Below are 22,690 nucleotides of genomic sequence, written 5' to 3' on the forward strand. Positions count from 1 at the left end.
CGATGGAACGTATCGAGACCGGCGCCGTACCACGACCCAACGGCCACTATGCGCAGGCTATCCGCCATGGCGGGGTGCTCTATGTCAGTGGCCTGCTGCCCATGGATCCGGAGACCGGTACACCCGTCCCCGGCTTCGAGGCGCAGGTGACGCTGGTGCTGGATCGACTGGCGGCCTTACTGGCGGCGGGTGGCAGTGCGCTTGACCAGCTGCTGCAGCTACGTATCTACGTGGTCGGTGTGGAGCACTGGCCGTCCCTCGACGGCCTTGTCGCTGAGCGACTCGGTGAGCATCGGCCGGCCCGTGCGGCCGTCCCCGTCCCGGGACTGCACTACGGCTGTCTCGTCGAACTCGAGGCGGTCGCCATCGCGCCGGACTAGAGTCCTGTCCGCTCCATACACTGGCTACCAGCCGTTGCAGCGCTCCCAAAAGGCTCCGATCTCGCCGCTTTCCCCTAGAACGTGATAGCCGCCGTGCGCCGCGGCGGTCATGCAGGCATGGTTCGGCAGGATGCGCAGGCGGCTGCCGATGGGGAAGGCCCCGAGCTCGTAGTCTGTGGGCAGGGTGATGATGCCGTGTTCCTGGTTGGCGGCGTCGACGCGCAGGCCCGGGTAGGGTCTGCTGCCGTCCACCGCCATCACCAGGCCGAAGCCGCAGTCGCGCTGCTGGCCGGCGGTACCCCGGTCCTTCGACAGGGCGAGCCCGCCCGCATCGATGATCAGGCGGCGGTGCGAGGCCTTGTGGCTGATCACTGTCGTGAGGACTGAGAGGGCGAGCTCTTCCTCCCTGCAGGCCCCGATCCCGGCCATGACCAGGTCGTAGAAGACAAAGACACCGGGACGCGCCTCCGTAACGCCGGTGAGATCCCGGGCGTAGCGTGCCGTGGGCGTGGAGCCGACACTGGCCACGGGAACCTCGATACCTCTTGACCGCAAGGCTGCGGCTGCTGCGACGGCCCCGGCGCGCTCGCGTTCTGCGTGCGCGGCGATCGCGTCGACACCCTCGCAGAAGTAGGACTCGCCGGCGTGGACCATGATGCCCGTGAACCTGCAGCTGGCGGAGGCGGCGAGGTGCTTGCCCAGTAGCTGCAGCGCCGGGTCGTCCGGCTCCAGGCCGGCGCGATGGCCATCCACGTCAACCTCGATCATGACCGGCGCGTGCAACCCCTGCTGCTCAAGCCAGTGGATGAGCAGGTCCGTCACCTCCAGCGTATCAACGACGAGGGTCAGCGAAACGCCGCGGGCCAGCAGCCGTCCCGCGCGTTCGAACTTGTCGGGCGAGATCGAGACACCGTAGAGCAGGTCGTCGAAACCGGCGTCTGCGAAGAACTCGGCTTCACGCAACGTCGAGACCGTCAGGCCTGCAAAGCCCGGTGCGCGCGCTACGCGGCGCGCGATCTGCGCGCACTTGTGCGTTTTCGCGTGGGGCCGAAAGGCGACACCGTGGCCGGCGAGGCGACGGCTCATGTCGTCGATGTTGGCCTGCAGCCTGCTCCCGTCGAGGAGCAGGCACGGTGTCGGCAGGTTCGCGAGTGTCGGCACGTTCATACAGCCCGCAAAGAGCTGCCAAGGCGATCGAAAACGAGGCCTCCGCGAATGACAGCGGCATAGTCCGACATCGGCTTTACCCGAGGCACAAGGGCGTCGAAGTCTAGCATTCCGTCGTTGACCCCGGTGCAGCATCGACCGGCGCCAACAAGGGTTGCAACGTTTTGCAATGGCCCCGGGGCTGAACTCCCGCCGCGCGCCCGTTATGCTCACCCACGGGTAATGGGAGGATCGTGCTGTCTTGGATTGGCTGGACCGGCCCCTGGGGCCTCTGCGCGTACGGGCCTGGGGCTTGATCGGGAACTTCCTGGCAAACGCCGTGGCGCTCTACGGCCTGGCGAGGTATCTCCGGTCGGGTGAGGGTGCCATCGTTATGACAGTGGGCATCGGCTTTACCCTCGTGTTCATTTTTCTCCTGGCCACGCCCTCCCGCTGATGGCTTCCCGCGACCACGGCTACCCGATCGCCGATGCGATTCCGCAGGCCCGGCTGGATGCGGAGGCGGACTACCTCGACAGTCTCGGGGCCCGCCCCTGGCCGTCGCGCCTGCTCGGCTACCTGCGCCTCGGTGGCCCCGGTTTCATGACCGCTGCGGCAACGCTGGGCGCGGGCACGCTGACCGCCGCCATGCTCTCGGGTGCCACCTTCGGCTATCGCCTGCTCTGGATCAGCTGGTTCTCCATCGGCTCGGGGCTGTTCATGATGGCCGCGATGGCGCGCTTCACCTGCCGGGGAGAGTTTCGACTGCTCCAGGTGCAGCGCGAGCGGCACGGCTGGTTCCTGCCCCGGGTGCTGACCGGCTTCGTCGGTCTCGTTGCCGTGGCCGTCGTGTTCAACTTCGGGCAGGTTGCGCTCGGTACGCACCTGCTGGAGTCACTCGGCGACAGCCTCGGTGTCCCGCTGCCCCAGTCCTGGAACTGGGTGCTCTACGGTGCGCTGACGGCCTGGCTCTCCCTGAGCTACGGGCGCGGCAGCAACGGTGTGCGCCGTGTCGAGCAGGTCATGAAAGCGGCCCTCCTGGGCATGTTCTTCTGCTTTGGCGCCTGCTTGCTGGTCGTCGGCGTCGATTGGCCGGCAGCGCTGCGGGGCCTGTTCGTGCCCTGGCTTCCCCGCGGCCAGGCCGGGATCGACATCTTCATAGCCTCCTCGGCTGCAGCCATCGGCGTCGCGGACTGGGTATTCTTCCATTACGCCGGGCTGGCCAAGGGCTGGGGCCCGCGGCATGAAAAACTTGCGCGCGCCGATACGGTCCTGGGCCTTGCTGTACCGTTTGTGCTCGTGTCTTTCGTTGTCGTCTCGCTCTTTGCCGGCACACTCCACGGCACCGGTTCGGCGCCCGACAGTGCGGCCGAGCTGGCAGCCGCGCTTGCGCCCCTGCTCGGCGAGGAGCTGGCAACGACGGTGTTCACCCTTGGCTTCCTCGTGGTACCGCTCACCAGTTCCGTGGTCCTCGGCATTATCTGCGCCATGGGGCTTCACGAGGTCTTCGGCTGGGAGCCGGATGTGCGCAGCAACCGATGGCGCGCCTGTGTGCTGGTGCCGCAGGTGGCGCTGCTCGCCGTCTTCTTCCCGAGCCCGGTGCTGCTGATTATCGTGATCGCGGCGCTGCTCTCGCTGACTAACAATATCGTCGGCTGGTCGTTCTTCCTGTTGCTCAATGACCGCGAAGTCCTCGGCGACAACCGCTGTCGCTCCTACCTGTGGAACCTCGGTATCCTCGTGCAGCTCACGCTCCTGAACGGGGTGGCGATCCTCTGGGTGTTCAATCGCCTGGGCTGGTGGTAGAGCCCGGGGTCGGGCTCAGGCCACCGGCGGCAGCGCCGGGCTAGCCAGGGTGGTGCGTCGCTGCCCTGCACGCAAGATGACGGACATGGTCTGCTCGGGCGCCTCGCTGACCGTCAGCGCAGGCTCACGGAGTTCCAAAGCCTCGAGTGCCGCGACCAGTTTATTCGGTTTCGCAGTACTCAGCTCGAGACGCTCGAGCTGCAGGGTTGCCGTCAGCGCCAGGCCGGGGTGTGCGTCTGCCTGCTGCCACTCGATGACAAACGGCAGGAGTGCTCCCAAGTCCTCGCATTGCGGGTAGCAGAGGCGCCAACGCAGGCGCTCGCCGTCGGGTGTTTCCCGCTCCCCGGCGACGATCTCTCCGCAGGGAATGCCCAGGCTCGCCAGCCCGCTGCGGGCACGCTCCAGATCCTGCGAAGCGACGGCCCACCAGCAGAAAGCCGGGCTGTCGATGCTGGAAAGCAGCTCGCTGGCCCGGGAACGCCCTCCGGCGGCTGCGGATTCTGCAATGAATTCGAGGTAGCGGGTGTCCCCCAGGCCCAGCAAGGCGTTTTCGGTACCGCGACCCGGGTGGTACCCCCCGGGCGTCGGGGTGACCTCGAGTGCGTGCGAGGCCCAGCGGGTGCAAGACGCCAGCGACCTGGCACCGATGAGCAGGTGATCCAGACGACAGGTCATGATCAGCCGGCGGCAGTGGCGTAGGTACCGCGACCGAGCGCCAGAAGCTTGCCGTCCTCGCCGCGGACCTCGATATCGCAGACCGCCACGGTGCGGCCGCGGCGGCGCACGCTCGCGGTGGCGAGCAGGTCCGTGTTACTCGCCGGCCGCAGGTAATCGGTGCGGAAGTTGATCGTGGGCACGCCGTGACCCAGCTGCCATATGAGGGCGAAGTCCCCGGCGATATCGATGAGGCTGGCGATGACACCGCCGTGGTGCTGGCCCGCTCCCGGGCTGCGCTCGATAGTCGAAGAGAAGGGTAGACGCAGGGTGAGCTGGTCGGCTTCGCTATCGATGTTCTCCACCTGTATGCCGAGGACGGCGTGGAACGGGCTCTCACCCAGCATCTGCTCCAGATCGGTCCTTCCGAGGCGGGCCGGTTCGCTCATGATTCTGTGCTCCGCTTTGTTGAGGTTGCGGGGATATTAGCCCTCCTGGCGTTGTCTTGCTTATGCAAACCGTTGTTGTCGTTGTGGCGGCGATGACGCCGACCTTGGTCGAGAGTCGCAGCTTTTCACGACCAAGGTCCAATGGTCCGCGGTGCGACCGGCCTCTAAAACGATACCCCGAGGTACGCAAGGAAATACCCGGGGGAAGGATAATGAACAAGACCACCATCAAGGGCCTCGCGGCCGCGGTGCTCCTGGCCAGCGGCCAGCTGGCCGGCGCAGCGGACCTGGAGGCGCGCATCGCCGCCCTGGAGGCGCAGCTGGCGGAACTCAAGGCGTCCGTGGCCGAAGAGCGGGAAAGGTCGGGCCCGCCGGTGTCGCAGGCGGCGGCCGCAACCCCGGCAGTCGAGGCGCAGCTCGAAACACTCACCATCGGCCAGAACTCCATCGAGGAGACGCTGGCGCTCTCGCACATCACGAAGCGCGATGACACCTGGTTCCGCTACGGCGGCTACATGCAGCTGGACACGCTGGTGAGCAGCTACAGCGACGGCAAGCCCGCGGCGCTCCTAGAGGACTTCCTGGTGCCCTCGCTCATCCCGGTCGAGCCGGTATCCGGCGAGAGCGACAGCTACCAGAGCACGAACATGCACGCCAAGAGCTCGCGTTTCTGGTTCGGCACGGAAACGGAGACCGACGTCGGCCGCATCCGTTCGCACATCGAGCTCGACTTCATCCTCAGCGCCCAGGGGGACGAGCGCGTCTCCAACAGCTTCAGCGCCCGGATCCGCCATGCCTACGTGGATTGGCAGTACGCCCCGGGCCAGTCGCTCATGGCCGGCCAGAACTGGTCGACCTTCTTCGATGTCGGTGCGCTGCCGGATCTGCTTGACTTCGTCGGCCCGGTCGGCACGGTCTTCGAGCGCCAGCCGCAGATCCGCTGGACCAGCGGCGGCCTCCAGCTCGCGGTGGAGAACGCGACCACGCGCCTGAGCCTGCCCGGTGGCGGCAGCCGCATCGATGACGGAGAGACCCTGCCGGATCTTGTTGCTCGCTACAACGGCAAGAGCGGCGACCTGCGCTGGTCCGTCGCCGGCATCGCCCGGCAGCTCGATTACGAGGCGCGCGAGGGCGCGCTGGAGACGGGCTCCGACAGCACTCTTGGCTACGGCGCCAGCCTCTCCGGCAAGTGGCAGTTCGGCAGCGATGACCTGCGCTTCATGGCGAGCTACGGCAACGCGCTCGGCCGCTACCTCGGTCTCAATTCTTTCAACGACGGCTACATCGCCGCCGACGGCGACATCGAGACCATTGACCAGTACGGCCTCGTGCTGGCCTACCGGCACTTCTGGACACCGGCGTGGCGCAGTTCCTTCTCGCTGTCGATGTCCGAGGCGAGCAACCCCTCGGAGAGTGAGCTCGCCGGTGCCGGCCTGCTCGCCAAGGCGTACCGCTCGGCGCATGCCAACCTGTGGTACACGCCGGCGCCGGGCCTGCAGCTCGGCGGCGAGCTCATCTACGGCACCAAGGAACTGGAAGACGGCCGCGACGGCAGCCTCAGCCGGCTGCAGCTGGCGGTCAAGTACGCCTTCTGAACCCGATAGACCAAAGTCCAACAGTGCCCCGCCGCATCCTGGGCTACAGTGGCGGCAGGGCATAACGATAAGCAAGGGAGACCTGGCATGGCGACAAAAATGACCGAGGAACAGGCCCGGGCCTACTGGCGCCGCAACCTGTCCCTCATGGTGAAGCTGCTGGTGGTGTGGTTCATCGTCAGCTACGGCTGCGGCATCCTGCTGGTGGACGTGCTCAACCAGTTCCGCATCGGCGGCTACAAGCTCGGTTTCTGGTTTGCCCAGCAGGGCTCGATCTACACCTTCGTGGTGCTGATCTTCATCTACCGCTGGCGCATGGCGGCCCTCGACCGCGAATTCGACGTGGAGGAGGACTGACCCATGGACCTGCAAACCCTCACCTACATCGTCGTCGGCGCGACCTTCACGCTGTACATCGGGATCGCCATCTGGTCCCGGGCCGGCTCCACCAAGGACTTCTACGTCGCCGGCGGCGGCGTGCACCCGGTGGCCAATGGCATGGCCACGGCGGCGGACTGGATGTCCGCGGCTTCCTTCATCGGCATGGCCGGACTCATCGCCTACATGGGCTACGGCGGTTCCGTGTTCCTCATGGGCTGGACCGGCGGTTTCGTGATCCTGGCCATGCTCCTCGCTCCCTACCTACGCAAGTACGGCAAGTTCACGGTGCCCGAGTTCATCGGCGACCGCTTCTACTCGCGTACCGCACGGGCGGTGGCGGTCGTCTGTCTCATCATCTGTTCCACGACCTACGTGATCGGCCAGATGAAGGGCATCGGCGTCGCCTTCTCGCGCTTCCTCGAGGTGGACTACAACGTGGGCCTGCTGGTGGGCATGTGCATCGTGTTCTTCTACGCGGTCCTCGGCGGCATGAAGGGCATCACCTACACGCAGATCGCGCAGTACTGCGTGCTCATCCTGGCCTATACCATCCCGGCGATCTTCATCAGCCTGCAGCTCACCGGCAACCCGCTGCCGCAGGTCGGCCTGGGCAGCACCCTGGTGGGCACCGATACCTTCCTGCTCGACAAGCTCGACCAGATGGTGATGGAGCTGGGCTTCAAGGAGTACACGACGGACGTGCGCCTCTCGGGGCTCAACATGTTTGCCTACACGGCCTCGCTGATGATCGGCACCGCGGGCCTGCCGCACGTGATCATCCGCTTCTTCACGGTGCCGAAGGTGCGCGATGCGCGTTCCTCCGCCGGCTGGGCGCTGGTCTTCATCGCCATTCTCTACACCACCGCGCCGGCCGTTGCCGGCATGGCGCGCCTCAACCTCATGCAGACCATCGAGCCGGAGCCCGGCCAGTACCTGCAGTACGACGAGCGCCCGCAGTGGTTCAGGAACTGGGAGACCACGGGCCTCCTGGAGTTCGAGGACAAGAACGGTGACGGCGCCATGCTGTACACGGCGGACCCGGAGACCAACGAGCTGGTCAAGGTCGACCGCGACATCATCGTGCTCGCCAACCCGGAGATCGCGCGCCTGCCGAACTGGGTCATCGCCCTGGTGGCGGCCGGTGGCCTGGCGGCGGCCCTGTCGACGGCGGCGGGGCTGCTGCTGGCGATCGCCTCGGCCATTTCCCACGACCTGCTGAAGGGCATGATCGCCCCGCAGATCAGCGAAAAGCAGGAGCTCATGGCCAGCCGCATCGCCATGGCGGCGGCGATCGCCGGTGCCGGCTACCTCGGTTTCAACCCGCCGGACTTCGCGGCCGGCACCGTGGCCCTGGCCTTCGGCCTCGCGGCGTCGTCGATCTTCCCGGCCCTGATGATGGGGATCTTCTCCAGCCGGGTGAACAAGGAGGGCGCCGTTGCCGGCATGATCGCGGGGATCGGGGTCACCCTGTTCTACGTGTTCCAGCACAAGGGCATCATGTTCGTGGCCTCTACGGCCTTCCTCGGTGACATGCCGGAAAACTGGTTCCTCGGCATCGAGCCGAACGCCTTCGGGGCCATCGGCGCGCTCGTGAACTTCGCCGTCGCTCTCGGCGTCTCGGCCGTTACCAAGGCGCCGCCGGCGGAAGTGCAGGAGCTTGTCGAGCACATCCGCGTGCCGGCGGGCGCCGAGGCGGCGCTGGATCACTAGTGCGCAATCGGCACGTCATCATCGCGCTGCTGGTGACCCCGGTCCTCGCCGTCCTGGCGTGGATCGGGGTCGGCCAGCTCGCTGGCGAGAAGCCCGCCCCGGCCGACCCGGGGCGGGCTTACCCCCTGGTGGAGCAGCCGAACTGCCGCTATGCCAGCGGCGCCTGCGATCTGCGCAATGCCGAACTGGAGCTGCGCATTATCCTTTCCGAGGGCAGCGAGCCGGAGGTCACGGTCACCAGTTCCCACTCCCTGGAGCGAGTTCAGCTGGCGCTGGCCGTCGGCGGAGGCAACGACCTGCCCGGCGACCTGGTGCCGGCTGGGGAAGGTCGCTGGGAGGGCCGGCTGCGCGCGCGCCCGGCAGCGGGGGACAGGCTCCGGCTGGTAGCACGGGGCGCCGGCGCCTTCTACTATGGCGAGGTGGCCACGGCGTTCGCACGGCCCGGAGATTCCTGAAGCGGAGGGCACGATGACCCCCCTGTCACCACCGGTGGAGCTGGCGAGCGTCGCCGACTTCATCGCCCAGTCCCTGCCCTTCGATCTGCTCGAGCCGGCGGAGCTGGACCGCGCAGTCAACGCCCTGCGCGTGTCCTATCATCCGCACGGTGAGCGCTTTGACGCGGCCAGTGAACCGCCTGGCCTGCGCATCCTGCGCAGCGGGGCGGTGGACCTCCGGGACAGCGACAACAAGCTCCTCGACCGGCTCGGGGAGGGCGAGAACTTCCATATCGGCAACCTGAACGCCGGCGGCGACACCGTGGTCGCCACGGTGATCGAGGATGCGCTGCTCTACCTGCTGCCCGACGCGGCCTACCGGGACCTGCGGGCCAGCAACCGCGCCTTTGACCGCTATTTCAGCCGTCAGCGCAGCCGGCGTCTGCGCCGCGCCGCCCGCTACATGCCCGAGGCCAACCCGTTGCTGTCGCCGCTGCGCGAGATCATGAGCACGGAACTTCTCTGCATGCCGCCGGATGCGCCGGTGCAGGCGGTGGCCGCCGCCATGGCCGAGCGGCGGGTCTCCTCGGCCTTCATCAGCGAACGCGGTCCCGAGGGCGATCAGCTCCTCGGCATCGTCACGGACCGGGACCTGCGTACCCGCTGCCTCGCCGCCGGGCTGCCGGCGTCGACGGCGGTGCGCGAGATCATGACCCCGGAGCCGGAGGGCATCGGTCCGGACGATACGATCTTCAATGCCACGCTGCTCATGACGCAGCGCGGCTATCACCACCTGCCGGTGCTCGATGCGGGTTGCCTTGTCGGCGTGATTACGACCTCGGACCTCATCCTTGCCCGGGGCAACGACCCGGTCTACCTCGTGCAGCACCTGTCGCGGCAGGAGAGTGTCGACGGCATGGTGGAGCTGCTCGCCGGTCTGTCGGACCAGCTCCAGCAGTGGGTGCAGGCGGGGATGCGGGCCGAGCAGGTGTCCCGCCTGCTCACGGCAATTTCCGACGCGGTGACGATTCGCCTGATCCAGCTGGCGGAGCAGGCGCACGGTCCGGCGCCGGGCCCCTGGGCCTGGCTGGGCTTCGGCTCGCAGGCGAGGGGGGAGCAGCTCCTCGGCGCCGACCAGGACAACGGGATCGTCATCGACGACGAAGTGCCTGCGGCAGAGCGGGGCTGGTACGCCGCGGTGGCAAAGTCCGTGTGCGATGGGCTGGCCGCCTGCGGCTACAAGTACTGCCCCGGTGGCATCATGGCGACCACCGACGAATGGCGCCAGCCTTTGGCCACCTGGCAGGACACGGTCGCCGGCTGGACGCGCACGCCGACCCCGGCGGCGGTGATGCGGGTGAGCATCTTCTTCGACCTGCGCGCCGTCTACGGCGACGAGAGCCTGTGCGCGCGGCTGCAGCAGGCAATGCTCGAGCGCGCCTCGAGCAACACGATTTTCCTCGCGGCCCTGGCGGCCAATGCCCTGGCGAGCACGCCGCCGCTGGGCATCTTCCGCCGCTTCGTGGTCGACCGGGACGGCGAGCACCGGGACAACCTCGATCTGAAAAAGCGCGGCGTGCTGCCGATTACCGAGATCGTCCGCCTGCATGCGCTTGCGCACAAGGTGGTTGCCGTGAATACCAATGAACGCCTGCAGGCGCTGACGGCGGCACGACACCTGACCATCGGCGACAGCCGCAACCTCGCCGATGCGCTGCACTGTATCCAGCAGCAGCGCATCCGCCACCAGTGCGAGGAGATGGCCGCGGGCGAGCCCGTGGACAACTTTATCAACCCGCGCAAGCTGCCGCGGCTGGCGCGCGAGCAGCTGCGGGATGCCTTCACGATCATCGACGAGGCCCAGGGCGCGGTGCGCCAGACCTACCGCGCCGGCATGGGGTGATGGGGCCGGGCCTGCGCTTGAAGCGCCTGCGCTACCGGGGCCTGGTCGTGCACGGCCCCCTCGCCGCCTGCTGGGAGGCGCCATTACCGAAGCCGGGAGCGGACTGGCGCCGGGTGGCATTCCTTGCCTGCGACGGCGAGATGTCATCGCTGGAGGTGGCGGCAGGCGAGCTGCTGAGCCTCGGCTGGCTGCCGGTGGTGGACGGCGCGGCGCAGCTGGCCGGCGCGCAGCACCGGGTCGTGTGCCCGAGCGGCGGCGTCGGCCAGAGCGCCGTGGTGCACCAGCTCCGCGATGTCGATCTTGCCGGCGGCGAGGAGGCCGGCGCTGTGCTGGACGCCTTCCTCGCTGCGGCCCGCGGCCGCGTGCTCGTCTTCCACAACGCCCGCCTCGACCTCGCCTTCCTCGACCGGCTGTGCGCGGCGCGCTACGGTGCGCCGCTGCTGCTGCCGGTGGTCGATACGCTCCGCCTGGAGCAGCGCCTGCTCGCCCGGCGCGACCAGGCGGTCAAGGCCGGTGAACTCACCCTCGCCGGCTGCCGCGCCCGCTACGGGCTGCCGGAACACGCCGCGCACAACGCGCTCACCGACTCGCTGGCGACGGCGGAGCTGCTGCTGGCCCACGCGGCGGTCCGCGGTCCGGGGTTGCGCCTCAAAGATCTTCTCTAGCGCGCGTCCCCGCGGGCTGCGCTATGCTCGTGGGTCCCGCACAGCGACAGAGGCACCAGCCGATGAGTATTTGCCTGTATGAAGCGAGCATCCCCGGTTACCTGCAGGTGCTCGACGCCCTCGGCGTCGTCATGACGAAAGGGGCGGAACACTACGCGGCTCGGGACGAGGACGTAGACACGGTCCTGGAAACGCGGCTCCACGAAACCATGCTGCCCTTCAGCTACCAGGTGCATTTCGTGGTGGCGCACAGCCTCGGCGCCTTTGAGGGTATGAAAGCCGGTCTGTTCACGCCACCGAAGAATCTGCCGGAGCTGGACTACGCCGGGCTGCAGGCCAGGGTCGCCGATGCGGCGGACACCCTGCGAGCGGTCAGCGAGGAAGAGGTCAATGCGTTGGCGGGCAAGCCACTGGTATTCCGTCTTTCCTCCGGTGAATTCCCCTTCACCACCGAGGGGTTTCTGTTGTCTTTCTCCCTGCCTAACCTGCACTTCCACGCGACCACTGCCTACGCCTTGCTGCGCATGCAGGGCGTGGCAATCGGCAAGCTGGACTATCTCGGCCCGCTGCGAACCAGCAGCTGAGTCGGGTGAGAGCAGGCACGGACAAGCAGGGGGTGCAGTCCATGGCAGCGAGGAAAGGTCTGACGGCCGCGGCCGCCTTCATACTCCCGGTCGCTCTGGGAGCGGCCCGTGTGTCGTTTGCCGAGGAATCGGATCCTGCCGCAGCGCCGCCGCCCGCGGTCGTCGAGCTCACCATCGACAGCAGCGGTGATCGGCTGCCCGGGCATGCCTACCTGGCGGCTGGCGCCGGGCCGCACCCGACGGTAGTGCTGCTGCACGGCTTTCCCGGGAACGAGCGCAACCTCGACCTCGCGCAGCGCTTCCGCCGCGCGGGTTTCAACAGCGTGTTCTTCCATTACCGCGGTGCCTGGGGTGCAGAGGGCAATTACTCGATCGGTGGCCAGCAGGAGGACGTGGCCGCGGTGCTGCGCCATCTTCGGGCGAGGGCGGCGGCGCTGCGCGTGGATCCCGACCGGCTGACCCTGCTCGGCCACTCCCTGGGCGGCTTTACCGCGCTGGCGGCGGGGCGCCGGGAGGCCGTTGTCTGTGTCGGGGCCATGGCACCGGCTAACCCGGCGCTGTACCGGGTATTCGACGCCGGCGGTCGCGTGACCCTCGAGCCGCGCATCGGCGCCTACGCCGACAGCCTGTTCATGCTCGCGGGTTTCGACGCCGGCGTGATGCAGGCGGAACTCGTCGCCGCGCCGGCCGAGGCTGTAGACACGCGCGTCTTCGGCCCTGCGCTGGCTGGTAAGTCGGTCATGCTCGTGGGCGGCGAGCGCGACCAGGCGACGCCCCTGGACACGGTGTTCCGGCCCATCAGCGAACGCTTCGCCGCCGTGCCCGGGCTGACGCTACGCTCGGTGGTGCTCGACGACGACCACAGTTTCTCCGCGAGCCGGGTCCGGCTGGGACGGCTGTTGCTGGACTGGCTGGAGGCGGATTGCTCCTAGCGTGCCCGGGTCGCGGCGACCGGTCGCGACCGGTAACCCGCGGTCCCGCTAGCCGCCAAAGCGTTCCTCTGCCAGCGCCAGGCTTGCCTTCGGGTTGAGCAGGCGGATGGTGCGGCTGTCCAGTGCCTTCTCGTCAGCAGCGTCGAGGATCAAGGCCTTGAGCTCCGCCACGGTCAGCTGCGGGTAGAGCGCGAGCAGCTTGCCCGCGAGATTCATGACCTGGGGCGAGGACATGGAGGTACCGTTGTAGGCGATGCGGTTGCCGCCGGGTACGTAGCTCTCGACCTCGAAGCCGTTGCCGTAGATGTCCACCTTGCCCAGGCTGGTAAAGCTGGTCTCGTCGCCGGCCTTGTCCACTGCACCCACGGTGAGCAGGTTCGGATAGTCATAGCTGCTCGGGTAGAACTCGTCGAAGCGCACGTCGTTGTCCGAGTTGCCGGCGCTGGTGACGAAGAGGATCTCCGGCGCGTCGGTGATGGCGCGGCGCAGGGCGTCGTTGGTGATGTCGAAGAGTTCGCGGGCAAGGGCCTTGCGCGCCTCGGGGCTGTCGCCGGCGCCGTTGGCCTCGAGCGCATCCTCGATGCCGCGCAGGGAGCCGCCCCAGCTCATGTTCACGACGCGCACGCCGTTGTCGCGGAAGTACTGCACCGTCTCCAGCATCATGGCGGCTTCCCGGTGCGCCTGGGGCAGCGTGGGTTCTTCGGGGATCAGCTCGTGGCCGTAGGTCATGCGGGCGGCGAGCAGGCGGGCGAAGGGGTTGCCCGCGGCGGCGATGCCGCCCACGTGGGTGCCGTGGGAATAGTTGCCGTAGGCGCCGAGGGACTCGAGGAAGTCCTTGACCTCGGCCTGGTCGAGGGCCGCCATGCGCTGGCGCACGGCGCTGGCCGCCTCGCTGTCGACATTGAACTGGATGTCGCCGAGACCCTTCACCAGCCGCTGCAGGGAAGCCTCGTCCTCGGCGATCTCGCCGATGGGGTAGAGCAGCTCGGTCACCCGATTGGCGTCGAGGTCATAGGCGATGCCGTGACGGTCGTCGATGTGACCGTTGTCGTCATCGTCGCGGCCGTTCCCGGGCACCTCGTCCGGGTTCTCCCAGAGCTGGCCCGTTTCCGCGAAGATGGCCGTGTCCAGGCCGCTGTCCCACACGGCGAGGGTTACCGGCGTGCCGTCCACCTTGTCGCCCAGCGCCACCTGGCGCTGCGCCCAGATGTCCGCCTTCTCGACGCGGTTGGCGGCGATGGTGGCGGCGAGAACGCCGTTCATGGCCTCGGCGCTGGGGATGAAGTAGTCAAGGGAGAACACCGCCCCGACCAGGCTGGCGGCGATGTCCAGGCTGACCTCGCCGCCGGTGCGGTCGAGCACCGGCTGGTAGTTCGACTCGAGGCTGCCGAGCACCAGCGCGCGGCTGAGAATCTCCGTGCGGCCCTTCAGGCTCTCGAGGTTCGCCTCGACGGTGGCGTAGGGCAGCGGATCGACCAGGGCGGCGAGCTGCTCGGCGACGGCCGCGGGCGTCGGATCACCGGCGAGCGCGGCCCGGGCGACGGCGCGCCCGGCGAGGCCGAGGGTCAGGCGGTTGGCGTCCTTGCTCTCCAGCGCCTGGCGTTTCTCCACCGTTTCCAGGTAGCGTGCCCAGTCCCCCTCGGCGATGGCCACCGAGCCGAGCATGCCGTAGTAGTCCTGCACGGTGCTGTCGTCGCGGATAGCGAAACGCTCGAGGTCGCCGGCCACGTCCTCGCGCACGGCGGCGGCGAGGGCGAGGAGGGCGTCGCGGTTCTCCGGGGCGTAGAGATCGGTGACCGGGAGGTCGACCCGGTAGCTGTGCCGGGGCAGGTCGTCCTTCTTTTCGATCACTGTCTTCTCCGTCGCCGTGGGCTCGGCAGCGGCGCCGAGGGGGAGGAGGGCGGCGAGGGCGGTGATAGCCAGGCGGCGCAGGGTCATGGGGCGTCTCCGGTACGTCGAAAAGTGGAGATTATAGCGACGCCTGCGCCCGCGCCGGGGGCCGCTCGTCGCATATACCGATCGCTTCGCCGCTTGCGTACACTGCCGCGATGCTGAACATGGACTCTCTCGCCGCCTGGAGCTGGTTCTTTCTCTGCCTGTACGTCGGGCTGATGGTGCTGTTTGGCTTCGTCGGCCTGTCGCGGGTGCGCGGCAGCGACGATTTCGCCACCGCCAGGGGCAGCTACGGCCCGGTGTTCCTCGCCTTCGCCATGACCGCCACGGCGGCCAGCGGTGCCACCTTCCTCGGCCTGCCGGGGCTCGCCTACCGGGCCGGCCTGTCGGTGCTCTGGTACGCCCTCATCTACCCGCTCGGCGTCTACACCGGCGTACTCCTGTGCCTGCACGCGGTGCGCCGGGCCGGCGAGCGCTTCGGCAGCCGCTCCATGCCCGAGTACCTCGGCGACCGCTACGATTCGGAGGCGCTGCGCATTCTCGCGGCGCTGTTCTCCCTCGCCCTGCTGTTCTACCTGGCCGGGCAGCTGCTCTCCGGCGCGGTGATGTTCACGCAGCTCCTGGGCCTCGATACGTTTACCGCCCTCTGCGTCACCGCCCTGGTGCTCATGTTCTACGTGGCCCTGGGCGGCGCTCACGCCGACATTCTCACGGACGGCGTGCAGGGCGCGCTCATGCTGCTGCTCGCGCTGCTGCTGCTATGGATGTTCCTGGTCGGGTTCGGCGTGGAGGGTGGGTTCAGCGGCATGCTCGACGCCCTCGAGGCCCGGGACCCGGCGCTGGTCGCGCCGCTGAACCCCGGCTTTAGCCTGTTCGATTCGCGCTGGGACCTGTTCGCGGTGTTCGTCGCCCACCTGCCCCTCGGCCTGTTGCCGCACGTGGGCAACAAGCTGTGGGCGCTGAAGAGCGACCGGGACCAGCGGCGCTTCATCGTGCTCTCGTTCCTCTTCGGGCTCATCCTGCCCGCCATCACCTGCGGCGGGATCCTCGCCCGGGTGCTGCTCGGGGATGCCCTGCTGGAACCGGGCAACCACCCGAACAACGCCATCCCCGCCCTGTTCATCGCCACGCTGCCGACCTGGGTGGCCGCGCTCATCGGTGCCGGCGTTCTGGCCGCGGTCATGTCGACCGCGGACGGCCTCGTGGTCTCCACGGGACAGATCTTCGCCAATGACATCTTCCGCCTGAGCATCGCGCCGCGCTTCCCGGGGCGCTTCAGCGAGGACGCCGTGGACCGCATCGGCCTCGCCATCGGGCGCGTAGCGACAGTGCTCGTACTCGTGGCGGCTATTGCCCTGGCCTGGAGTACCCGGGACATGAATATCGCCCTGCTGGTATGGGTAGGGATCGGCGGCATGATGGCGGCGACGGCAGCGCCGATGTTCCTCGGCGTGCTCTGGCAGCGGGCCACCCGGGCCGGGGCGATCAGCGGCTTCGTGGCCGGCGGGGTGACTTTCGCGGTGCTGCACCTCGCGTTGATCGACGCGGCGTGGTTTGCGGGCACGGCGCTGGCGCCGGTGGCGGACTGGCTCGCGGTGCAGGCGGTGAGTCCCTACGCCTGCGCCACCCTGGGCACGGGCGTTTCACTCGTCACGATGGTGGCGGTGTCGCTGGCGACGCGGCCGCTGGAGGCCGCGTACCTCGAGAAGGTATTCGGGGAGTGAGTACCGGGCCCGGTCGCGTTGCGGCTCAGGCCACGCGGGCCCTGGCCGCCTCGTATTCGCGGGCCAGGCGCGCGACGAGGTCCCCGGCCGGGCCGACGGACTTCACGGCGCTGATCCCCTGGCCGCAGCCCCAGATGTCCTTCCAGGCCTTGGCGTCGGTGTTGCCGCCGGAGCCGAAGTCCATCTTGGTGGGGTCCCCCTCGGGCAGGTTGTCCGGGTCCAGCCCCGCGTCGCGGATCGACGGCTTCAGGTAGTTGCCGTTCACGCCCGTGAACAGGCTGGAGTAGACGATGTCCGAAGAGTCGTAGTCGACGATCGCCTGCTTGTAGGCGTCGTTGGCGTTCGCCTCGTCGGTAGCGATGAACGCCGAGCCCACGTAGGCGAGGTCCGCGCCCATGGCCCGGGCCGCGAGCACGGCGTCACCGGTAGCGATGGAACCGGAGAGGAGCAGCGGGCCGTCGAACCACTCGCGGATCTCCTGGATGAGGGCGAAGGGGGACGTGGTACCCGCGTGCCCGCCGGCACCGGCGGCGACGGCGATAAGGCCGTCGGCTCCTTTCTCGATGGCCTTCTTCGCGAAGCGGTTGTTGATCACGTCGTGCAGCACGATGCCGCCGTAGCTGTGGATGGCCTCGTTGACGAACTCCTTGGCACCGAGGGAGGTGATGACGATCGGCGCCTTGTATTTCACGCACAGCTCGAGATCTTCCTGCAACCGGTTGTTGGAGCCGTGGACGATGAGGTTCACCGCGAACGGCGCAGACGGCTGCGACGGGTGCGCCTCGTCCCAGGCGGCGAGCTCGCCGGTGATGCGCTCGAGCCAGCGCTCCAGTTCCTCCACCGGGCGGGCATTCAGCGACGGGAAGGAACCGACCACCCCGGCCTTGCACTGGGCGATGACCAGGTCGGGGTTGGAGATGATGAAGAGGGGGGCGCCGACGACGGGCAGGCGCAGCCGGTCGGCAAGGATCGGGGGCAGGGCCATGGAGAGTCCTCGTAGTGGTTGTTGATCGCTGCCGCCGGAGGATAGTGCCTCACGGCCGGGTATGCAATATTTTGCATACCCGGGATTTTCGGTGCATCATCCAGCTTCGTGCGTTCACGGAGAGGACCCATGGCCCTGTCCCACGCCATCATGACGGCGCTGATCGAGGACGACATGTCCGGCTACGAGCTGGCCAAGGCCTTCGATGCGTCCCTCGGCCTGTTCTGGAACGCCTCCCACCAGCAGATCTACCAGGAGCTGCGCAAGCTGGCCGAGAAGGGCTGGTTGAACCGGCGCGAGGTGGCGCAGCGCGGCAAGCCCGACAAGATCCTCTACGGCCTCACGCTGGCCGGGCACGAGGCGCTGGGCGAGTGGGTGTACCGGGAAAGCCGCGTGCAGGAGAGCAAGGACGACCTGCTGGTCAAGCTCTACAACCTGTCGGCGGAGAACATCGGCCACCTCCGCCTGGAGATCGGCGGGCGGCGGGAAGCGATGATGCAGCGCCTGTACCTCTACGAGCGCATCCGCCGCGTTCACTATGCCAATCCGCAGGCGCTGCCGCTGCGCCGCCAGGGCGTGTTCCTCGCCCTGCGCCTGGGCATCCTCGCCGGGGAGCAGTACCTCGCCTGGTGCGACGAGGCGCTGGACCTGCTCGCCCGGGAGCAGGAGAAGCTCGCTACCCGCTGAGGGTCAATCGCCCTTGAACAGGGACTTGAGGGCGCCCTCGGCGCTGTCCATGTCCTCGTCCGAGAGGTCGAGCTTGTCCTTGAGCTTGTCCTTTGCCGCCTCGGTGGCGGCATCCTTTGCCCGGTCTGCCAGCGCGCCGCCGACGGCATCCTGGGCCTCCTTGAGCACGGCCTCCAGCAGCTGGCGCGCGAGCTCCGCGGGGGTAAGTCCCGTGGCGGGATCGCCGATGCCCGTGCGCACCACGTCGGGCACGCGCAGGGACGCCTCGCCGTACTGCTCGGTCGTCAGCGTCGCCTTCGTGCCCGTGAAGGCGAAGCGTGACAGGGACAGGCGGACGTCCGTGGGGTCTTCCGGGTCCGCCGGTGGCGCCTCCTCACCCGATGCGGCGCGGACGTTCTTCAGGATCGTCGACAGGTTGGTTGCCGCACCTTTCTGCTCGGCGTGAAGGCTGGCGCCGGCAACGGCGACCTCGTCGAGGCGCACGACACTGCCGGTGACGCTGGCCGGGTCGAGGTCGACGGTTACCGTGTCCAGCGCAAAGGCGTAGTCCGTGCTGTAACCGGGGGGATTGTCGATGACCAGGCCCTTCAGCGTGGCGCTGCCGGCGGCAAGGTCGATCGCGACGCTGTCCAGGGTCACGGCGGTGCCGGTGAGGCGGCTGCCGGTATCCTCGATGGTGCCGAGGACCAGGTCGTCGAGATTCCTGAGCAGCCAAACGACTCCGACCGCGAGGACGACGAGTAGCAGGGCCAGGATTATCAGCGTGGTCTTGAGTGCTTTCACGGGGGCCTCCGGGGGGTTCTGTCGCAGTCGCTAGCGTATACTCCGCACCCATGTACTACCAGTATTTCGGCCTGCGCGAGGCGCCGTTCTCCATAGCGGTCAACCCGCGTTACCTGTTCATGAGCCACCGGCACCGTGATGCGCTGGCGCACCTGCTCTACGGGGTCGGCGCGGGCGGTGCGTTCATTGTTCTCACCGGCGAGGTCGGCACCGGCAAGACGACGATCAACCGGGCGCTGCTCGAGCAGCTGCCGGATGACGCGGATATCGCCATCGTCTTGAACCCGGCCCTCGATGCCGCGGAGCTGCTGGCCACGGTCTGCGACGAGCTGGGCATTGCCTACGAGCGCGAGGACGCGGCCAGCCTCAAGGCGCTGACAGACCGGCTGCACCGCTTCCTTCTCGACAACCACGCCCGTGGCCGCAGGACCGTGCTGCTCATCGACGAGGCGCAGCACCTGTCGTTCCCGGTGCTGGAGCAGATCCGCCTGCTCACCAACCTGGAGACCGACAGCGAGAAATTGCTGCACATCATTCTCATCGGCCAGCCGGAGCTGGCCGCGATGCTGCAGCGGCCGGAACTCCGGCAGCTGAACCAGCGCATCACCGCGCGCTACAACCTGGAGCCGCTGTCCCGCGGGGAGACCGGTGCCTACATCCGCCACCGGCTGCAGGTGGCAGGGCTCGGGCCGGGCACGGAGCTGTTTCCGCCCCGGGTGGTGAGCGCCATTCACCGGCACAGCCGCGGTATCCCGCGGCTGATCAACCTGCTCTGTGACCGCATGCTGCTCGGCGCCTACGGCCAGGAGGCGCCGCGGGTCGACCGGCGCATGCTGCGCAAGGCCGTGCGCGAGGTGACCGGCGAGGTGGTGTCGCCGCGTGACGGCCGCGGGCTGCGCTACGCCGCCCTCGCACTCACCGGGCTCGCGCTCGTCGCCCTCGCCTGGTGGGCATTGCTGCGCGGCCCGGTCGAGGAGCCGGCGCTCGCCGCGCCTGCGGCCGCGCCGGCCGCTGCAGGCGCCGCGGGTTCGGAGCTGTCGGGACCAGCGGGCGCTGCATCGGCGGTGGAGCCGGCGAAGGAGACCGGGACGGCCGAGGCCGCCCCGGCCGCGGGCGCAGAGCCGTTGGCGCCGCCCGCCTGGCTGCTGCCGCCCGGCGGCGCGCTGCGCGGTCTCTACGCGCTGCAGGGCGGAACCCCCGTGCCGGCCGACCCCTGCCAGGGCGCCCTGCGCTGCGAAGAAGGTCGCGCCGACACCTGGCAGGACCTCGGCCCCCTCGCGCGGCCGCTGCTGCTCGAACTGGTTACGCCGGATCGCTTCGCGGCGGCCGCGCTGCTCCTCGAGCTGGGCGAACGCACGGCGACCGTGGCAATCCGCGACGGTGTCGCCGCCGTGCCCCTGGCCGACCTCGCCGACTACTGGCGGGGCGGCTACCGCTACCTGTGGGATGCCCCCGCCGGCTTCGGCAGCGGCCTCGCCGTGGGCGACGAGGGGCCGGCGGTGGCCGCCGTCGCCGGCCGTTTCGCGCGCCTCGACGGGCAGGCGCAGCCCCTGACCGGTGACCGGTTCACGCCGCGCCTGGCCGAGCGCGTGCGCCTGTTCCAGCGCGCCGAGGGCCTGGCAGAGGACGGCATCGTCGGCACGCAGACCCTGCGCCGGCTGAATGTCGCCGCCGGACTGGTAACGCCGCCCGCGGAGCGGGCGGCGGCGTGGGAAGAGCTGCTGGCCGCGGGCTTCCGGCCATGAACGGGGAGGGGCGGGCGTGTCACTGATTCTCGATGCCCTGAACCGGGCGCGGCAGGAGCGCGGCGAGACCGGGCCGGCAGCGCTGCCGACCACCGTCGTGGAAGCGACCACGCCCGGACCGCTGGTGCCGGTGCTGGCCCTGGCGCTGGTCCTCGCCGCCGTGATCATCGCCTGGCTGGCGTGGGAGCGCTGGGGTGCCGAGGACGACGCGCCGGGGGCAGCCGCAGTCCGGCGGGCGGGTCCAGCGCCCGCGGCCAGGGTCGTACCGCCCCCGGAAGTGGCCGCCGCCGCGCCCGCGCCGCGCCGCACCATCGCCCCGGGCGGCGACAGCCGGCAGGCAGCCGCGGCGACCGCGAAGGAGCGCTCCGGCACGGTCGAGACCGCCTCGGATCCCGCCGTGGCAGCCCTCTACGCCGACCCGCCGGGGAAGAAGGCTGCGGCGGCGCCCGAGACGGCACTGCGGGCGGCAGCTACGCGGGCGGCGGGCGGCGGAGCGCAGGCCGCCGGGCAGGCGGAAGCGCAACGGGAAAGCGCCCCCAGCGAGGTCCCCGGGAGGAAGGCAGCCCCGGCTGAAGAGGCCATCGACATCGAGGCCGTGGTGGCCCGGGCCCGGAAGGAGCTGGGGGAGCCGGCGCTTGCGCCGCACCCGGCACCGCTGCTCGCCGACCTGTCGCAGCAGCAGAAGGATGCGATCCCGACGCTCATGTACCTGCGCCACGACTACGTGGAGAACGGCACCAGTACTGTACTGATCAACGGCGAGACCCGCCGCGTCGGCGACCGCATCGGCGCGGTGCAGGTCGAGGAGATCCTACGTGACTCCGTGGTGCTCCGGCACCGTGATACCCTGTTCCGCCTACGGGCCCTCAACAGCTGGGTCAATCTCTGATAACAATCAGAACGTCAACAAAGGGGGAAGCCGTGCTTCTACGCAGCCTGATCGCCATTCACCTGTTCATGCTCGCTGCTGCCGGGGTTCACGCCGTGCCGGACACGGTTATCCACGCCGGCCGGCTCGTCGACGTGGAGGCCGAGCGCATCCGCGCCGAGGTCTCCGTCCTGATCGACGGCGACCGCATCTCCGCCGTCGAGGAGGGCTTTGTCACCCCCGACGGTGCTGCGGTCATCGATCTTTCCGGCCACACGGTCCTGCCGGGCTTCATGGACATGCACGTGCACCTCGACGGTGAACTGGACCCGCCCGCCAGCTACGCCGAGGATTACTACATGAACTCCGCGGACATCGCGCTGCGAGCCACCATCTACGCGCGGCGCACGCTGGAGGCGGGTTTCACCACCGTGCGCGACCTCGGCACCGGCGACGTGCCGGCGCTCCTCGGCCTGCGCGACGCGATCGACAAGGGCTACGTCGTCGGGCCGCGCATCTTCGCGGCGGGCAAGGCCATCGGTACCACGGGCGGCCACGCGGACCCGACCAACGGCATCCGCTTCGACCTGCGCGGCGACCCCGGTCCGAAGGAGGGCGTGGTGAACGGTGCCGAGGACGCGCGCAAGGCCGTGCGCCAGCGCTACAAGGACGGCGCCGATGTGATCAAGCTCACGGTTACCGGCGGCGTGCTGTCGCTGGCCAAGAGCGGCGACAACCCGCAGTTCATGGCCGACGAGGTCGAGGCCATCGTCGCCACCGCGAGGGACTACAACTTCGTGGTCGCCGTGCACGCCCACGGCGCCGAGGGGATGAAGCGCGCCATCCGCGCCGGGGTCGACTCCGTGGAGCACGGCACCTACATGGATGACGAGGCGCGCAAGCTCATGAAGCGCAAGGGCACCTGGTACGTGCCGACGATCTCCGCCGGCAAGTGGGTCGCCGAGCTCGCAGCGCAGGACGGCAAGCTGCCGGCGGTGGTGCGCCCGAAAGCGGCAGCGATCGGCCCGCAGATCCAGGACACCTTTGCAAAGGCCTGGGATGCCGGCGTGAAAATCGCCTTCGGCACCGATGCCGGTGTGTCGCCGCACGGTACCAATGCGCGTGAGTTCCGCTACATGGTGGAGGCGGGCATGCCGCCCATGGAGGCCATCAAGGCCGCCACGGTCAACGCCGCTGCGCTGCTGCGGGTGAGCGACGAACTGGGCAGCATCGCGCCCGGCCGCTACGCGGACATCGTGGCCGTGGCCGGCGACCCGCTCGAGGACATCACGGTCCTGGAGACCGTGGCGTTCGTGATGAAGGGCGGCGAGGTGTACCGCGCCGTCCCCTAGCAGCGAAGCTGCGC

General features: G+C 68.8%; 22 protein-coding genes. 16 read left to right on the forward strand and 6 right to left on the reverse strand.

Annotation, left to right across the window (positions count from 1 at the left end; translation table 11 throughout):
• Positions 1 to 2: 2 nt before the first annotated feature.
• Entirely contained in the window at positions 3 to 380 is a 378-nt protein-coding gene (locus RKE50_RS05310; protein ID WP_350034973.1) for a RidA family protein, read from the forward strand.
• Positions 381 to 404: 24 nt separating this feature from the next.
• Here RKE50_RS05310 and RKE50_RS05315 read toward each other — a convergent pair whose 3' ends face one another.
• Positions 405 to 1,541 carry an alanine racemase gene (locus tag RKE50_RS05315; RefSeq protein WP_350034974.1) on the reverse strand — a complete coding sequence of 379 codons (1,137 nt, stop codon included), beginning with the start codon at positions 1,539 to 1,541 and terminating at the stop codon, positions 405 to 407.
• A 247-nt stretch (positions 1,542 to 1,788) separates the two neighbouring features.
• Between RKE50_RS05315 and RKE50_RS05320 the strand changes: the two genes are divergently transcribed.
• Together RKE50_RS05320 and RKE50_RS05325 are read left to right on the forward strand one after the other, a co-directional pair.
• On the forward strand, positions 1,789 to 1,983 hold the full coding sequence (locus RKE50_RS05320; protein ID WP_350034975.1) for a hypothetical protein: 195 nt from the start codon (positions 1,789 to 1,791) through the stop codon (positions 1,981 to 1,983).
• Positions 1,983 to 3,332: an NRAMP family divalent metal transporter gene (locus RKE50_RS05325; protein ID WP_350034976.1), complete on the forward strand. Its 1,350-nt coding sequence runs from the start codon at positions 1,983 to 1,985 to the stop codon at positions 3,330 to 3,332. The genes RKE50_RS05320 and RKE50_RS05325 overlap by 1 nt, the downstream gene beginning before the upstream one ends.
• 15 nt (positions 3,333 to 3,347) lie before the next feature.
• Here RKE50_RS05325 and RKE50_RS05330 read toward each other — a convergent pair whose 3' ends face one another.
• Positions 3,348 to 4,007, reverse strand: a complete 660-nt coding sequence (locus RKE50_RS05330; RefSeq protein WP_350034978.1) for a VOC family protein — start codon at positions 4,005 to 4,007, stop codon at positions 3,348 to 3,350.
• A gap of 2 nt (positions 4,008 to 4,009) precedes the next feature.
• Positions 4,010 to 4,435 (reverse strand): PaaI family thioesterase, encoded by a 426-nt coding sequence (locus RKE50_RS05335; protein ID WP_350034980.1) that lies wholly within the window; start codon positions 4,433 to 4,435, stop codon positions 4,010 to 4,012.
• A gap of 212 nt (positions 4,436 to 4,647) precedes the next feature.
• On the opposite strand from RKE50_RS05335, the gene RKE50_RS05340 reads away from it, so the two are divergent.
• The 8 genes from RKE50_RS05340 to RKE50_RS05375 all read left to right on the forward strand — a co-directional run bounded on the left by RKE50_RS05340 (position 4,648) and on the right by RKE50_RS05375 (position 12,639).
• The gene (locus RKE50_RS05340; RefSeq protein WP_350034982.1) at positions 4,648 to 6,030 is read left to right on the forward strand and encodes a DcaP family trimeric outer membrane transporter; all 1,383 of its coding nucleotides are present in this window, start codon (positions 4,648 to 4,650) and stop codon (positions 6,028 to 6,030) included.
• Between the two features lie 87 nt (positions 6,031 to 6,117).
• Entirely contained in the window at positions 6,118 to 6,387 is a 270-nt protein-coding gene (locus tag RKE50_RS05345) for a DUF4212 domain-containing protein (protein WP_350034984.1), read from the forward strand.
• A gap of 3 nt (positions 6,388 to 6,390) precedes the next feature.
• Positions 6,391 to 8,121: a sodium:solute symporter family protein gene (locus RKE50_RS05350; protein ID WP_350034985.1), complete on the forward strand. Its 1,731-nt coding sequence runs from the start codon at positions 6,391 to 6,393 to the stop codon at positions 8,119 to 8,121.
• Complete coding sequence (locus RKE50_RS05355) at positions 8,121 to 8,576, forward strand: hypothetical protein (RefSeq protein ID WP_350034986.1); 456 nt, start codon at positions 8,121 to 8,123, stop codon at positions 8,574 to 8,576. The genes RKE50_RS05350 and RKE50_RS05355 overlap by 1 nt, the downstream gene beginning before the upstream one ends.
• A 13-nt stretch (positions 8,577 to 8,589) precedes the next feature.
• Positions 8,590 to 10,458 carry a DUF294 nucleotidyltransferase-like domain-containing protein gene (locus RKE50_RS05360; protein WP_350034987.1) on the forward strand — a complete coding sequence of 623 codons (1,869 nt, stop codon included), beginning with the start codon at positions 8,590 to 8,592 and terminating at the stop codon, positions 10,456 to 10,458.
• Positions 10,458 to 11,123, forward strand: coding sequence for an exonuclease domain-containing protein (locus RKE50_RS05365; RefSeq protein WP_350034988.1), 666 nt, complete (start codon positions 10,458 to 10,460; stop codon positions 11,121 to 11,123). Before RKE50_RS05360 ends, RKE50_RS05365 begins: the two co-directional genes overlap by 1 nt.
• Positions 11,124 to 11,185: 62 nt before the next feature.
• A complete protein-coding gene (locus RKE50_RS05370) occupies positions 11,186 to 11,707 on the forward strand; it encodes a DUF1993 domain-containing protein (protein WP_350034989.1) in 522 nt (173 codons plus the stop codon).
• 41 nt (positions 11,708 to 11,748) lie between these two features.
• Positions 11,749 to 12,639 (forward strand): alpha/beta hydrolase family protein, encoded by an 891-nt coding sequence (locus tag RKE50_RS05375; RefSeq protein WP_350034990.1) that lies wholly within the window; start codon positions 11,749 to 11,751, stop codon positions 12,637 to 12,639.
• Between the two features lie 48 nt (positions 12,640 to 12,687).
• Here RKE50_RS05375 and RKE50_RS05380 read toward each other — a convergent pair whose 3' ends face one another.
• The gene (locus tag RKE50_RS05380) at positions 12,688 to 14,577 is read right to left on the reverse strand and encodes a S8 family serine peptidase (RefSeq protein ID WP_350034992.1); all 1,890 of its coding nucleotides are present in this window, start codon (positions 14,575 to 14,577) and stop codon (positions 12,688 to 12,690) included.
• A 119-nt stretch (positions 14,578 to 14,696) separates the two neighbouring features.
• Between RKE50_RS05380 and RKE50_RS05385 the strand changes: the two genes are divergently transcribed.
• The gene (locus RKE50_RS05385; protein WP_350034993.1) at positions 14,697 to 16,256 is read left to right on the forward strand and encodes a sodium:solute symporter family protein; all 1,560 of its coding nucleotides are present in this window, start codon (positions 14,697 to 14,699) and stop codon (positions 16,254 to 16,256) included.
• A gap of 25 nt (positions 16,257 to 16,281) precedes the next feature.
• On the opposite strand, the gene RKE50_RS05390 is transcribed toward RKE50_RS05385, so the two are convergent.
• Positions 16,282 to 17,241, reverse strand: coding sequence for an NAD(P)H-dependent flavin oxidoreductase (locus RKE50_RS05390; RefSeq protein ID WP_350034994.1), 960 nt, complete (start codon positions 17,239 to 17,241; stop codon positions 16,282 to 16,284).
• A gap of 129 nt (positions 17,242 to 17,370) precedes the next feature.
• On the opposite strand from RKE50_RS05390, the gene RKE50_RS05395 reads away from it, so the two are divergent.
• The gene (locus RKE50_RS05395; protein ID WP_350034995.1) at positions 17,371 to 17,928 is read left to right on the forward strand and encodes a PadR family transcriptional regulator; all 558 of its coding nucleotides are present in this window, start codon (positions 17,371 to 17,373) and stop codon (positions 17,926 to 17,928) included.
• A 3-nt stretch (positions 17,929 to 17,931) separates the two neighbouring features.
• Here the strand turns inward: RKE50_RS05395 and RKE50_RS05400 are convergent, their stop codons facing one another.
• Positions 17,932 to 18,711 (reverse strand): hypothetical protein, encoded by a 780-nt coding sequence (locus tag RKE50_RS05400; protein ID WP_350034996.1) that lies wholly within the window; start codon positions 18,709 to 18,711, stop codon positions 17,932 to 17,934.
• A 50-nt stretch (positions 18,712 to 18,761) separates the two neighbouring features.
• Here RKE50_RS05400 and RKE50_RS05405 point away from each other — a divergent pair, with 50 nt between their 5' ends.
• From RKE50_RS05405 to RKE50_RS05415, 3 genes are read left to right on the forward strand one after another with little or no spacing between them, the layout of a single operon-like run.
• Positions 18,762 to 20,456 (forward strand): ExeA family protein, encoded by a 1,695-nt coding sequence (locus RKE50_RS05405; RefSeq protein ID WP_350034997.1) that lies wholly within the window; start codon positions 18,762 to 18,764, stop codon positions 20,454 to 20,456.
• A gap of 16 nt (positions 20,457 to 20,472) precedes the next feature.
• Positions 20,473 to 21,345 carry a general secretion pathway protein GspB gene (locus RKE50_RS05410; RefSeq protein ID WP_350034998.1) on the forward strand — a complete coding sequence of 291 codons (873 nt, stop codon included), beginning with the start codon at positions 20,473 to 20,475 and terminating at the stop codon, positions 21,343 to 21,345.
• 32 nt (positions 21,346 to 21,377) lie between these two features.
• A complete protein-coding gene (locus RKE50_RS05415; protein ID WP_350035000.1) occupies positions 21,378 to 22,676 on the forward strand; it encodes a metal-dependent hydrolase family protein in 1,299 nt (432 codons plus the stop codon).
• The last annotated feature ends 14 nt before the right edge of the window (positions 22,677 to 22,690 follow it).

This window comes from Pseudohaliea sp., from assembly GCF_040217025.1.
Taxonomy (GTDB): domain Bacteria; phylum Pseudomonadota; class Gammaproteobacteria; order Pseudomonadales; family Halieaceae; genus Pseudohaliea.

Bases quoted from the DNA above. Each gene is read 5' to 3' on its own strand.
- RKE50_RS05310 (WP_350034973.1), top strand. From the start codon at position 3: ATGGAACGTATCGAGACCGGCGCCGTACCACGACCCAACGGCCACTAT.
- RKE50_RS05325 (WP_350034976.1), top strand. From the start codon at position 1,983: ATGGCTTCCCGCGACCACGGCTACCCGATCGCCGATGCGATTCCGCAG.
- RKE50_RS05330 (WP_350034978.1), bottom strand. From the start codon at position 4,007: ATGACCTGTCGTCTGGATCACCTGCTCATCGGTGCCAGGTCGCTGGCG.
- RKE50_RS05335 (WP_350034980.1), bottom strand. From the start codon at position 4,435: ATGAGCGAACCGGCCCGCCTCGGAAGGACCGATCTGGAGCAGATGCTG.
- RKE50_RS05340 (WP_350034982.1), top strand. From the start codon at position 4,648: ATGAACAAGACCACCATCAAGGGCCTCGCGGCCGCGGTGCTCCTGGCC.
- RKE50_RS05345 (WP_350034984.1), top strand. From the start codon at position 6,118: ATGGCGACAAAAATGACCGAGGAACAGGCCCGGGCCTACTGGCGCCGC.
- RKE50_RS05350 (WP_350034985.1), top strand. From the start codon at position 6,391: ATGGACCTGCAAACCCTCACCTACATCGTCGTCGGCGCGACCTTCACG.
- RKE50_RS05360 (WP_350034987.1), top strand. From the start codon at position 8,590: ATGACCCCCCTGTCACCACCGGTGGAGCTGGCGAGCGTCGCCGACTTC.
- RKE50_RS05365 (WP_350034988.1), top strand. From the start codon at position 10,458: ATGGGGCCGGGCCTGCGCTTGAAGCGCCTGCGCTACCGGGGCCTGGTC.
- RKE50_RS05370 (WP_350034989.1), top strand. From the start codon at position 11,186: ATGAGTATTTGCCTGTATGAAGCGAGCATCCCCGGTTACCTGCAGGTG.
- RKE50_RS05375 (WP_350034990.1), top strand. From the start codon at position 11,749: ATGGCAGCGAGGAAAGGTCTGACGGCCGCGGCCGCCTTCATACTCCCG.
- RKE50_RS05380 (WP_350034992.1), bottom strand. From the start codon at position 14,577: ATGACCCTGCGCCGCCTGGCTATCACCGCCCTCGCCGCCCTCCTCCCC.
- RKE50_RS05385 (WP_350034993.1), top strand. From the start codon at position 14,697: ATGGACTCTCTCGCCGCCTGGAGCTGGTTCTTTCTCTGCCTGTACGTC.
- RKE50_RS05390 (WP_350034994.1), bottom strand. From the start codon at position 17,241: ATGGCCCTGCCCCCGATCCTTGCCGACCGGCTGCGCCTGCCCGTCGTC.
- RKE50_RS05395 (WP_350034995.1), top strand. From the start codon at position 17,371: ATGGCCCTGTCCCACGCCATCATGACGGCGCTGATCGAGGACGACATG.
- RKE50_RS05405 (WP_350034997.1), top strand. From the start codon at position 18,762: ATGTACTACCAGTATTTCGGCCTGCGCGAGGCGCCGTTCTCCATAGCG.